Raw genomic sequence first — 11,764 nt, 5'->3', positions numbered from 1 at the left:
TCAGCGCTTCCCCTTCTTGCCGTTGTAGTGGAGGTTCTCCCAGATGACGGAGCCGCCCTGCCCCAGACCTACGCACATCGCGGTCAGCCCGTAGCGCACGTCGGGGCGTTCGGCGAACTGCGCAGCGAGCTGGATCATCAGGCGCACCCCGGACGCCGCAAGGGGGTGGCCGAGGGCGATCGCGCCGCCCCACTGGTTGACGCGCGGGTCGTCGTCGGCGATGCCGAAGTGGTCGAGCAGCGAAAGGACCTGCACCGCGAACGCCTCGTTGAGCTCGAACAGTCCGATGTCGGCGATCGTGAGTCCCGCCTTGGCGAGCGCCTTCTCGGTCGAAGGGATCGGGCCGATGCCCATGATCTCCGGCTGTACGCCGGCGAACGCGAACGAGACCATGCGCATCTTCGGCCGCAGGCCGAACTCCTTGACGGCCCGTCCGCCAGCAACGATCGACATCGTTGCGCCGTCGGTCAGCGGCGAGGAGGTCCCGGCGGTGACGCGCCCGTGCGGGCGGAAGGGCGTCTTCAGCGCTGCGAGATCGGCCATCGTCGTCTGAGGTCGCCGCCCCTCGTCCTCGGTGGCCAGACCCCAACTGCCCTCGGCGTCCTTGATCGCGACGGGCACGAGGTCGGGCTGGAATCTGCCCGCCTCGTACGCCGCCTGCGCCTTGTGCTGGCTCAGCATCCCGAAGCGATCGCTGCGCTCCTTGGTCAGCTGCGGGAAGCGGTCGAAGATGCGCTCGGCGGTCACGCCCATGTTCAGCGCGCCCGGGTCCACCATCTTCTCGGCGACGAACCGCGGGTTCGGGTCGGCGTTGCCACCGATCGGGTAGTGGCCCATATGCTCGACGCCACCCGCGAGGGCGAGGTCGTACATGCCGGAGCCGATCGCCGCGCCCATCATGGCGACGCTCGTCATCGCTCCGGCGCACATCCGGTCGATCGCGAAACCGGGCACCGTCTGCGGGAGACCCGCGAGGATCGCCACCGAGCGGCCCAGGGTCAGTCCCTGTTCGCCGGTCTGGCTGGTCGCAGCGATCGCGACGTCGTCGACGCGATCGGTCGGAACAGCGGGATTGCGTTCCATCAACCCGATGGTCGCCTTGACGGCGAGGTCATCGGAACGGGTGTTCCAGTACATGCCCTTCTCGCCGGCGCGCCCGAACGGGGTGCGCATGCCGTCGACGAAATAGACGTCCGAAAGCTCGGCCACACTGCCTCCAAAGTTTGAGATTGAGTCCAGCGTACGGTGACACTCAGTCTCGCGTAATCGCTTGGATCGATTCTACGACGTCGCGTCCGAGGAGTCGGCGATCGGGTGCAGAGAATCCACAAACGCCTGCGCGATGACCGGCGAGGTCAGCGCGATCTGCCATGGCCGGGCGCCGTACGCGGCGAGCGCGTCGGCGATGGATGCCGCGTCTACCTCCTCGGGAGGCGCCCACGCCACGCGACGGAGGGTGTCCGGGGTCAGCAGGTTCTCCGTCGGCATCCGCAGGTCCCCCGCGAGTTGCTCGACGAGCGGCCGCGCGGCCTTGAGACGCGCGTCCGCGATGGGGTTACGATCCGCCCAGGCCCGCGCCGGCGGTATCCCGTCGCCGGGCGCGCGCTCGGTCGGCAGCAGCGGATCAGCGCGTCCGGCCTGGATCGCAGCCCACCAGCGGTCCAGCTGGGTGCGGCTCGCGCGACCCGTGAAGTCCTTCACGCGCGCCAGTTCCTGCTTGCTGGCGGGTTCGGCCAGCACCGCCGCAACGAGCGAACGATCGGGAACGAGCCGCCCGGGCGAGGTGTCCTCCTCCTGCGCGAACTCCTCACGGGCGAGCCACAACGATCGAGCGACGGCGAGCGCGCGGCGCCCGCGCACCGTGTGCAGGCCGCTCAGACGACGCCACGGCTCTTCTCGGGCGGGTTTGACCGGTCGCTCACGGACGGTCTCGAACTCCTGGGCGGCGATCTCGGTCTTGCCTTGCTCGGCGAGCTCGGCGACGAGCACGTCGTAGACGTCGACGAGGTGCAGCACGTCGAGAGCCGCGTACTCGAGCCACGGCTGCGGCAGCGGGCGCGTCGACCAGTCCGCCGCCGAGTGCGCCTTGGCCAGCGTGATCCCCAGGGCTTCTTCGACGACGGCACCGAGACCCACCCGCTCGTGGCCGAGCAGCCTCGCCGCGAGTTCGGTGTCGAAGATCGACGGCGGCACGAGGCCTGCTTCGCGCAGCGACGGCAGATCCTGGCTCGCGGCGTGGAGGATCCACTCGGTGTCGCCGATCGCCTGTTGCAGCGCAGCGAGATCTCCGATCGCGGGCGGATCGAACAGGAAGACTCCCGCCCCCCGGCGAAACACCTGGATGAGATACGCGCGCTGCGAGTAGCGGAAGCCGGAGGCACGCTCCACGTCCACGGCGACCGGCCCCGTTCCCCCGGTGAGGACCGTCGCGGCAGCGGCGAGACCCTCGGCATCCGCGACGACGTCGTACTCAGCCACGCGACCCCCCGCGGACGCCCGACGCACGGTGCGCGCCGAACACGGCAATCCCCTCCGACCCTGGCGGCAGCCCCGCCAGCATGCAGACGAGCTCCGCCCAGGCGTCGACGTGCGCCGTGAGGTTTCCACTGGGCGACCAGGATGCGCGCAGCTCGATCTGCGCGCCATCGCCCTCATCGGCAAGGGCGCCGAACCCCTTCGACAGGGTCTTGGTGGCGGTGCCGGACGCCGAGTCGAACCGCGCTCCGCGCGCGTGCAGGGCATCGAGCAGCCACGACCATGCAACGTCAGCGAGGAGGGGATCGACGCCGATCTCGGGCTCGAGCGGTGCCTGGGCGAAGCAGACGACACGCCAAGGCCCGCCCCACGCGTCCGGCTCCTGCGGGTCGTGCAGCAGGATGAATCGGCCCGTGCCGTAGTCGGAGTCGACGCCTTCCGCGGAGGGACGCACATCGCCGGCGAAAGCGATCGCCTCGGGCGCCAGCGAACCCGGCGCGCTGATCTCACGCACGGTGAAATCCGCACGGAAGGTCATGTCACGCAGCGCCTCCGCAACGGCGTCGAAGACCGGCGGAACAGAGTCATCCACGGCCACAGACTAGAATGACCAGACGATGAAGGCATCCAGGCGCGCCGCCGTCGACGGCTCACGATTCGGCGCACTGCTGATGCTGCGTTCACTTGCGGTGGCGCTATCCGCCGCTCTTCTCACGACCGTCTCGCTGCTCGCGGTCGTGGCGATCCGCCTGGCGCGTCGCGTCGTGACACCGGCCTCTCGCGCCGCCGACACGCGCATCGTCGACATCGACGTGCCCGCGCAGACGATCACGCTCGCCCGCACCCCCGACACCGAGCTGCCGGGGCGCTACGGCCTGTTCACCCGTGGTACGGCGGACTACCTGAAGGTCGGGTCTGTGCTCGCCAGCGACGCGAACACAGTGAAACGGAAGCTCCTCACTCAGGTGACCGGTGCCGCCTCGCTCTCGGCGGACGCGGCGTTCAGCGGCTGGTACTACGAGCGTCCGGAGGAGCTCCACCTGCCCTTCACGCTCGAGCACGTTCCTTCCGCAGTGGGCACCTGTCCGGCATGGCTGTTTCCGGCCGACGATGCGGTCACGGAGCCGATCTGGGTCATCCAGATTCACGGCCGCGGCACGACTCGAGCGGAATGCCTGCGAGCGGTACCCGTGTTTCGCGCCCTCGGCATCACCTCGCTCCTCGTGTCGTATCGCAACGACGGTGAGGCACCGCGCTCGCGCGCCGGCACCTACACTCTCGGGGCCACCGAATGGCGTGACGTCGACGCCGCGATCGGTTGGGCACGGCACCACGGCGCACGGCGCATCCTGCTGATGGGATGGTCGATGGGCGGCGCGATCGCACTGCAGGTCGCGCTCGGCTCGGCGCACCGCGAACTGATCGTCGGTGTGGTTCTGGATTCACCCGTCATCGACTGGCGCACCGTGCTGTCCTACCAGGGCAAGGCCCTCGGGCTTCCGGCGCCGGTCACCGACCTTGCGATCGGCGCATTGCGCACCGAATGGGCAAGCGCCGCGACACGCGTCGACGGCTCGATTCCCTTCGACCGGCTCGACATGGTCGCGCGGGCCGACGAGTTACGGTATCCGATTCTCATCCTGCACAGCGATGACGACGGCTTCGTGCCCTCGAGTGCGTCTCACGCGCTCGCCGCAGCGCGGCCGGACCTGGTCGACCTGCAGGTGTTCACGACCGCGCGCCACACGAAGCTGTGGAACTACGATCAGCGGCGCTGGACGGACGCGATCTCGCGGTGGCTGCGCGTGCACGGGCTCGCGCCCGCGGAGGCGGCGTCGTGACCGCCGCCGTCACAGGCGTCGTGCGGCTGCGCGAGCGTCGGCCGGAGGTGTCGGGTGCCGAGATGGTCGCTGCGCTCGTGCCACCCCCGCAGTTCGACGACGCGACCTTCGATACGTACCGGGCCGATCCGCACTTCCCATCGCAGCAGGAGGCGAAGGATCTGCTCGCGTCCTTCAGCCGCGGGGGAGCACCGGCCGAGCGTGGCGGGCTGTTCCGTCGCGCCAAGAAGGCCCACGACCTCAAGCCCGGCGTGTACCTGGACGGCGGATTCGGCGTCGGAAAGACGCACCTGCTGGCATCCATCTATCACGCCGTGCCGGCACGCCGGAAGTACTTCGGCTCCTTCATCGAGTACACCGCGCTCGTCGGGGCGCTCGGCTACCAGAAGACCGTCGAGCTGTTCCGCGGCGCGGATCTGCTGTGCATCGACGAGTTCGAACTCGACGACCCGGGCGACACGATGGTGATGACGCGCCTGTTGGGCGAGCTCGTGCCTACCGGCACGAGGCTGGCGGCGACGTCGAACACGCCACCCAACGCCCTCGGCGAAGGCCGGTTCGCGGCGCAGGACTTCCTGCGCGAGATCCACGCGATGGCGGCGAGTTTCCAGACGATCCGCATCGACGGCACCGACTATCGTCAGCGAGCGCTCGATGGCCACGCCGTCGCGCTCGACGACACCGGCTACCGCGAGGCGATCACGGACGCCGCGGCACACGCGGTCGTCTCGGACGATGCCTTCAGCGACCTCATCGACCATCTCGCGACCGTGCACCCCTCTCGTTATCTGCGCCTCATCGACGGCGTGTCGATGATCGGTCTGCGCGACGTGACCACGCTGGAGGACCAGTCCGCCGCGCTGCGTCTGGTCGCCTTCGTCGACCGCGCCTACGACGCCCAAATCCCGGTGCGCGCCACCGGACGGGCGCTCGATGGCGTCTTCAGCGACGAGATGCTCGCCGGCGGGTATCGCAAGAAGTACCTACGCGCCATCTCGCGGCTTGGCGCGCTGACCCACTCGTGAGCGAATCCCCGGCCAACGTGCGGTCGGCATTCAGATGCTCGAAATGCGATGTTCACATTCGCCCTCGGGATGTAACCAGCGCGAAACACGACACGCACGCCGCCGGTAACCCCGTATCGCGAAACTAGTCGCGCCCGGAGAGCCGCAACCCGAATGCGCGCGGTCGCTGCGGGGCCTTGAGTAACACGACACGAATGAGGATTCTCATGGATTCAGGCAATTTCGCTTGGTCGATCGCGGCGACCGCACTGGTTTTGTTCATGACGCCCGGTGTGGCGTTCTTCTACGGCGGATTGGTGAAGGCCAAGAGCGTCGTCAGCATGATGATGCTGAGCTTCGGCGCGATGGGTCTCATCGCCGTGCTGTGGGTCGTGTACGGATTCAACATGGCCGGCATCGCGGAGCGCGAGAGCTGGGGATTCGAGTTCTCCGGCAATCCGTTCACCGAGAACTTCGCGCTGGCGGGCTATGACAGCGCCACGCTGGTCGGTGCCACGTTCGGCGCGACCTTCGCGATCATCACGGTCGCCCTGATCTCGGGCGCGATCGCGGACCGCGCCAAGTTCGGTGCGTGGATGATCTTCGCGGGTGTGTGGGCCACTCTGGTCTACTTCCCGGTCGCCGCGTGGGTTTGGGGTGCGGGCGGTTGGATCTACACGCTCGGCGCGGCATTCGGCTTCGACTACAGCACGATCGACTACGCGGGCGGCACTGCGGTGCACATCAACGCCGGCGCCGCGGCACTTGCCCTCGCCCTGGTTCTCGGCAAGCGCGTCGGCTTCCAGAAGGGCATCACCAAGCCGCACAACGTGCCGTTGGTCATGCTCGGCGCCGCCATCCTGTGGTTCGGCTGGTTCGGCTTCAACGCCGGCGCGGAGGGCACCTTCGGCCTCCTCGGAGAGGACAACGCGTCCGCGGGCCTGATCGTGATCAATACGCTCGGCGCGACGGCGGCGGCCGTGATCGGTTGGATCGTCGTCGAGAAGATCAAGGACGGCAAGCCCACCGCCGTCGGCGCCGCATCCGGCGCTGTCGCGGGTCTGGTCGCCATCACGCCCTCCTGCGCGAACCTCGACCCGATCTGGGCTCTCGTGCTCGGTCTCCTCGCCGGCGCGGTCTGCGCCGTCGCGATCGAGCTGAAGTGGAAGCTCGGCTACGACGACTCGCTCGACGTCGTCGGCATCCACATGGTCGGCGGTTTCATCGGCTGCTGGTACCTCGGCTTCTTCGCGATCGGTACCGGGCTGTTCACGGGCGGCAACGGTGGCCAGCTTCTCCTGCAGGTGATCGCATCGATCGCCGTGGCCGTGTACTCCTTCGTCATCGCGTACGTCGTGGGCCTCATCATCGAGAAGACGGTGGGCTTCCGCGTGAAGAACGAGGACGAGATCGCCGGTATCGACACGGTCGTCCACGGCGAAGAGGGCTACGCGCTCGCTGACTGACGACTCGCACACAGCACGACGCAGGGGCGTCGGATCCGCGGATCCGACGCCCCTGCGTCCGTTCCCGCTATCGTGGCGACATGGGCACGCGCAATCGCGACGGCTACCTCGCCGGTCTCCTCAAAGGCATCATGAACGTGTTCGGCGGGGGATCGGCCACGATGGAGATGCCAGCACCGCGGACGACGCGAGAGGACGCGCGGACGGCGCGCGCCCCGGCATCCGCACATTTCGCCGCGGTGGCCGCCGGTTCGACGGCGACACTCGAAGTCGACCCGCCCGCCCGTGATCGACTCCGTATCACGTATGCTCCTGACCGCGACGGCGACCCGGACGCCGGCGAAGTGGTGTGGACGTGGGTGCCGTATGCCGAGGGCGACGGTCGCGGCAAGGATCGCCCCGTCCTCGTCGTCGGGCGCCAAAGTGCGGAGCGCGTGTATGCGGTGCGGATGACGAGCAAATCCCACGACGGAGACCGCGACTTCCTGTCGATCGGCTCCGGGGCGTGGGACTCGAAAGGACGGCCGTCCTGGGTGGATGTCGATCAGCTCTTCAGCGTGCACCGCAAGGGGATGCGCCGCGAGGCGGCAGCACTCGACCTCGAGCGGTTCGCGGTCGTCGCCCGCGTGCTGCATCTGCGCTACGGCTGGCCGGTGGGGGACTGACCCCGGCATTCCCCGGCATCCGAGGTTCAGGCAGCGGGATCGGCCTCGACGGGTCTTGCGGTGGAGGAGAGCGACTCGAGGAGGTCTGCGCCCCGCCGCTGCACGTCGAACTCTCGAATGCGGGCGCCGAGACGGGCCGCCGCTGCGCGGTGCGGACCGTCGGCGAGCAGTTCTTCGATTGCGGCACGGATCGACTGCGATGAGGACGTGCGGCGGATGCTGCGCCCAGCGCCCGCGTGCTGGATCTGCCTCCCGACGAAGGTCTGGTCGCCGGTGGGTGTCGCAGGGGTGCCGGTCAGGACCGGAGCAGCACCCGGTCGCCCCGCCCTGGGTACGGCGGCGAAGTTGTCCCTGCGTAGCGCGCTGATTCAGCCGACGTTGACACCACCGGCCCGGAGGAAGTGAGGGAGGGTAAGCAACTGCCCGAGAGCCATTGCGGCGGCGCCGCCGACATAGAACCAACCGATCGCCGGCTCCAGGAAGAGGAACGACACCGCCGTGACGGCGACGAACACCCAGGTGACCGCCCATGCCCACCGCGCGCAACTTCTGTACGGCCAGATCAGTACCGCGAGGGCATAGAGACCGAGAGCGATGAAAACCGGGAAGGTGAGTCGCTCGACGAGCGCCCCCCGATAGCGGAACAGCCCCACGACGTGGTTGAGGGTGAGGCCAGCAATGAGGAAGAGGAGCAATCCCCATCCGATCCAGAATCGCACGGGGTTCGGTCGGGCAGCGGCGGTGTCGGTCATAGCCCGATCCTGCCCGGATCGCGGACATCCAGCATCCGTGGAACCACTGGCTTCAGCGCGACGCGAACGATAGTCCGGCAACGGCCTCGTCCAGCCCGGGTCCCGCGACAAGGTCGGGATCGAGCAGGAGATCGCACAGCGTCCGATGCAGCCACGCCTTGAATCGCAGGTAGTCCCAGCCGCTGCGCTGCACCAGTTCGAGGTAGGTCTCATGGCTGAGAATCGTGTGGCAGATGTCGGTTGCCGATGCGACAGTGAGCCCCAGACGTAGCTGCCCGCGATCGTGTATCGCTGCCACGACCGCGCCCATGCCTGCTTTCCGGCCGACGTTGATTCGTGTCCAGAGTGCGTCCACCGCCGGATCGACGAGCGCTGCCTCACGCGTCGCATGCGCGAGCGGAGCGACACGCGCGTAGATGTCGACGCCGTGGTCGACGACCAGCCCGATCGCGCGGCGCGCGTCGGCGGCGCCCATAGCTTCTACGAACCACGTGCGATCGACCACCGGAGGCGCGTCAGCCGTTCCCGCAGATCGGTCCTCGACCGTGGCGCTGAGCAGTTCGGGCTTGGAATGGAAGACGAAATACACCGTCTGCACCGCGACCCCGGCGCGATCAGCGACGGCCTGCATGGTGGTGCGAGCATAACCAATCGAACCGAAGAGGTCCGCGGCAGCATCCACGATTCGGGCGCGCGTCGCCCGGGCGCGCTCGCTACGCACGTTGGCCATGCCGCAAGAGTAGTCCCGTCGGATCGCTGGATGTCGATACTAGTGTGCGCCTCTAGTGATGATGTATAGTCGCGCTCACACGCGATGGGGAGGCTGCAATGAACACGACGGCGATGACACGGACCGCCTCAACGCTGACGATCGTGGGCGCCCTGCTACCGGTGACGTTCGCCGTGGCTGTCTTGCTCCCGCCTGCGGGGCATCCGGATACGTGGGCGTACCCGACCGCACCGTGGCTGTTCGCGGTACTGTCGGTTCTTCTCGCCGTCGCGCACCTGCTTGTGCTCGCCGGCTTTGTGGCAGTGGCACGCACGACAACTGGCGCGGCACGTGTGTTCGCGTGGGTCGGAGCTCTGGGGACGCTTCTCGTCGCGGCTGCCGAGGTGTGGTCGGCGTTCATCGCAACCGAGCCGGCCGCCGGTTCCGCCGCCGAGACGCTCAGCTACCTGTACACGGCCTCGTCGTTGCTCATCATCGTGGGCTCGATCGGCGCAGGCGTCGCACTGCTGCGCACCTGGCGCGACGCGGGCTTTGCGCTCCTCGTTTCCGGTGCATACCTGCTACTGATCGCGACGCCGGTTCTGATCATCGCAGACGCCGTCACGCGCACGATCGTGCTCACGATCTGGGGCTTGATCTATGTCTGGCTCGGACTCGCGCTCCGGCGCTCAACTCGCCACCCGTAGCAGTGTCAGCGTGAGGCCCGGAGAAGCGCGCCGAGCTGGTCGCCGCCTACCAGGCAGGTGAGCCCGTGCGATCCATCGCGGCGAGGTTCGGAGTGCACCGCGGCACGGTGTCCGAGTTCGCCCGGCAGGCGGGTATCCCAGCGTGGGAGCCGGGACTGGACGCTGAGAGGGGCGCCCGCGCGGCCGCGCTCTACGAATCCGGTCTGACGCTCGCGCAGGTGGCCGAGCAAGTGGCGGCGAGCGTGGAGGCCGTGCGCGCGGCGGTGCTCGCCGAAGGAGGCGCGATTCGGCCGCGGGGACAGGTGCCGCGCGCTGCGGGCTGAGGTCACTTGTCTCCGGTGACGTTCTTGGGTGTGACGATCAGGGCAGGCACGGGGCACGTCGCGATGGCGGCATCGAGGTCGGAGTCCGTGAAGATGTACGGCGCCACCTCGGGCACCACGATGCGCAGCAGATCGCGCACGTCGCCGATGCGCTCCGTAAGGCCGGTGCGGGTGGAGAACACCGGCTCATTGTGAGCCAACCTGTTGCGAAACTTCACGACCCTCGCCACGAGGTCATGAACTGCGGCGCGGCGGGTGCCGCGCGGAAACGCGCGGTGCAGGACCGGGTTCCAGACCAGGGGTGCCCGCTCGGGCAGGGTGAGGTTCGCCCAGAATCCGAAGGCGAGAGCTGCTACGACCTCGCCGTGGCTCGGGTTCGCGCCCAGGCCCCGGCGGGCGTCGGCGATACGTTCCAGGCTGGTGCGGTTGCGGGTGCGCTGTCGGGCACGGGCCTTCGCGATGCCCTGCTCCTGCCGGAACAGCGGCGAGGTCGGGTCGATCGTCCAGTTCGGGAACGTGACGCTGAGTTCGCGGTCGTAGGCGTTGCGGAGGGCGACTTCGAGGTGTCCGACATCGACCAGGCCGGCGGCGGCCACGCGGGAGTTCCAGCGATACAGCGCCAACCCGAGGTCGTGGTCACCACCCGCGGCGTTGAGGTAGCGTTCGTAGCGGGGATCGCTGAGCCAACTACGCGCAGCGGCTTCATCGAGTCGCTGTTGTCCGGCGCTGATCATATGGCGTATCCTAGTTTCATCGCCCCGCGGACTAACCGTCCTCTGTCGGCTCTCCGGAGTCGATCAGGCACCGCGGGGCTTAGTCTTGCCCGGCTGCGGATCGGGCGCGGGCGCTCGGAAGCCTCGGTGGACCTCTGACCACGGTCACGTCGCCGGGGCTCAGTCTCTCCCTCGACAGCCGTATCGGTGTCGGCCCGGTAGGTCTCGGGGGGCTCGGCCCGGCGCCGCTCCATGCGGCTCCGTCCTGTCTCTTGCAGCGTCAGGCGGATCGCTTCGCAGAGCTTGTGCAGGTCGGGCGGGTACCGGTGAAGGCCCGCACCGAGAAGGACCGTTCCTCGTAGCGGCGCCTCTCGGCCTGGCGAACGTCTGAGCTCATCGGGCTACGCTCGCTTCCGAGTACTGGACATGGCCGGCTGCCTCGTCCTGCTGTCGAGCCTGCCGGCGGTCGACGGCCTCATGGACACGGACGGCCTGATGCAGCTCGTCGGCGGCAGCAAGCGCGGACGCCGCGCCGGCGTCAGGGTTGCCGAAGTCGTCGTGCACCCGGCGCTGGGCGGTCAAGTGCGCCGCGGCGAGCTGGTCGAGCACCTGCCGCAACGCCCGCACCTCACCCAGCAAGTCCCCGATCACCGGGTACGGGTCGGGGAAAGAACCGGGAAGCGTGGGCGAGGCCGCGTAGCGACTGATACGCCTCGGCGGAGTCTTCAGGGGGCATCGAAGGTCGGCATGGTCGTGCCTCCTCACCTGGCAGGAAGCCCCGGAGTGTCCGGGACATCTGACAGGTGCGCCTCCCCGCCTGCCTACGTGGCAAGTGCGACTGCTACGCGAGTGCCGTTCGGATGGCGTCAGCGTCCAGGACGCCACCGAATCGGGAGGGGTGGAACTCGATGATCGTGTGATGCGCGAGACCCTGGAGGGCGAATGGTGCCCGGGAGACGGCGGCCTCGACCGCTCCCTTAGTCCCAATGCCGTTCGGTTAGCGGGTGTGGGGTGTTGTCAAGCGTTGGCGCGGCGCGGCGTGGGCTGGAAGTGACGTAGCTCTTGTAGGAGTGGATCTGTCCGCCAAGACCGATCCGTCCCACAAGAGC

General features: G+C 68.4%; 13 protein-coding genes. 6 read left to right on the top strand and 7 right to left on the bottom strand.

Annotation, left to right across the window (positions count from 1 at the left end; genetic code table 11):
• The 3 genes from WBP48_RS06720 to WBP48_RS06710 form a co-directional block, all read right to left on the bottom strand.
• On the bottom strand, positions 1–1,209 hold the full coding sequence (locus WBP48_RS06720) for a thiolase family protein (protein ID WP_424437953.1): 1,209 nt from the start codon (positions 1,207–1,209) through the stop codon (positions 1–3).
• Positions 1,210–1,281: 72 nt separating this feature from the next.
• Positions 1,282–2,478 (bottom strand): HRDC domain-containing protein, encoded by a 1,197-nt coding sequence (locus tag WBP48_RS06715; protein WP_424437950.1) that lies wholly within the window; start codon positions 2,476–2,478, stop codon positions 1,282–1,284.
• Entirely contained in the window at positions 2,471–3,013 is a 543-nt protein-coding gene (locus WBP48_RS06710; RefSeq protein ID WP_424438030.1) for a DUF3000 domain-containing protein, read from the bottom strand. The genes WBP48_RS06715 and WBP48_RS06710 overlap by 8 nt, the downstream gene beginning before the upstream one ends.
• Positions 3,014–3,092: 79 nt before the next feature.
• Here WBP48_RS06710 and WBP48_RS06705 point away from each other — a divergent pair, with 79 nt between their 5' ends.
• The 4 genes from WBP48_RS06705 to WBP48_RS06690 all read left to right on the top strand — a co-directional run bounded on the left by WBP48_RS06705 (position 3,093) and on the right by WBP48_RS06690 (position 7,451).
• Positions 3,093–4,316, top strand: coding sequence for an alpha/beta hydrolase family protein (locus tag WBP48_RS06705; RefSeq protein ID WP_424437945.1), 1,224 nt, complete (start codon positions 3,093–3,095; stop codon positions 4,314–4,316).
• The gene (gene zapE, locus WBP48_RS06700; protein WP_424437942.1) at positions 4,313–5,341 is read left to right on the top strand and encodes a cell division protein ZapE; all 1,029 of its coding nucleotides are present in this window, start codon (positions 4,313–4,315) and stop codon (positions 5,339–5,341) included. Before WBP48_RS06705 ends, zapE begins: the two co-directional genes overlap by 4 nt.
• A 206-nt stretch (positions 5,342–5,547) precedes the next feature.
• On the top strand, positions 5,548–6,786 hold the full coding sequence (locus WBP48_RS06695; protein WP_424437939.1) for an ammonium transporter: 1,239 nt from the start codon (positions 5,548–5,550) through the stop codon (positions 6,784–6,786).
• Between the two features lie 80 nt (positions 6,787–6,866).
• Positions 6,867–7,451: a type II toxin-antitoxin system PemK/MazF family toxin gene (locus tag WBP48_RS06690; RefSeq protein WP_424437936.1), complete on the top strand. Its 585-nt coding sequence runs from the start codon at positions 6,867–6,869 to the stop codon at positions 7,449–7,451.
• Positions 7,452–7,819: 368 nt separating this feature from the next.
• On the opposite strand, the gene WBP48_RS06685 is transcribed toward WBP48_RS06690, so the two are convergent.
• Both WBP48_RS06685 and WBP48_RS06680 read right to left on the bottom strand, forming a co-directional pair.
• Positions 7,820–8,203: a hypothetical protein gene (locus WBP48_RS06685; protein WP_424437933.1), complete on the bottom strand. Its 384-nt coding sequence runs from the start codon at positions 8,201–8,203 to the stop codon at positions 7,820–7,822.
• Positions 8,204–8,255: 52 nt separating this feature from the next.
• Entirely contained in the window at positions 8,256–8,933 is a 678-nt protein-coding gene (locus WBP48_RS06680; protein ID WP_424437930.1) for a TetR/AcrR family transcriptional regulator, read from the bottom strand.
• A 98-nt stretch (positions 8,934–9,031) separates the two neighbouring features.
• Here WBP48_RS06680 and WBP48_RS06675 point away from each other — a divergent pair, with 98 nt between their 5' ends.
• Positions 9,032–9,619: a hypothetical protein gene (locus WBP48_RS06675; RefSeq protein WP_424437927.1), complete on the top strand. Its 588-nt coding sequence runs from the start codon at positions 9,032–9,034 to the stop codon at positions 9,617–9,619.
• Between the two features lie 35 nt (positions 9,620–9,654).
• Entirely contained in the window at positions 9,655–9,942 is a 288-nt protein-coding gene (locus WBP48_RS06670; RefSeq protein WP_424438027.1) for a helix-turn-helix domain-containing protein, read from the top strand.
• Positions 9,943–9,944: 2 nt separating this feature from the next.
• On the opposite strand, the gene WBP48_RS06665 is transcribed toward WBP48_RS06670, so the two are convergent.
• The gene (locus WBP48_RS06665; protein ID WP_424437925.1) at positions 9,945–10,676 is read right to left on the bottom strand and encodes a hypothetical protein; all 732 of its coding nucleotides are present in this window, start codon (positions 10,674–10,676) and stop codon (positions 9,945–9,947) included.
• A gap of 372 nt (positions 10,677–11,048) precedes the next feature.
• Positions 11,049–11,306, bottom strand: a complete 258-nt coding sequence (locus WBP48_RS06660) for a hypothetical protein (RefSeq protein ID WP_424437923.1) — start codon at positions 11,304–11,306, stop codon at positions 11,049–11,051.
• Positions 11,307–11,764 lie beyond the last annotated feature (458 nt).

It is taken from the genome of Microbacterium sp. (assembly GCF_049661145.1).
Classification (GTDB): domain Bacteria; phylum Actinomycetota; class Actinomycetes; order Actinomycetales; family Microbacteriaceae; genus Microbacterium.
This window is presented reverse-complemented; position numbering and strand designations above follow the sequence as displayed.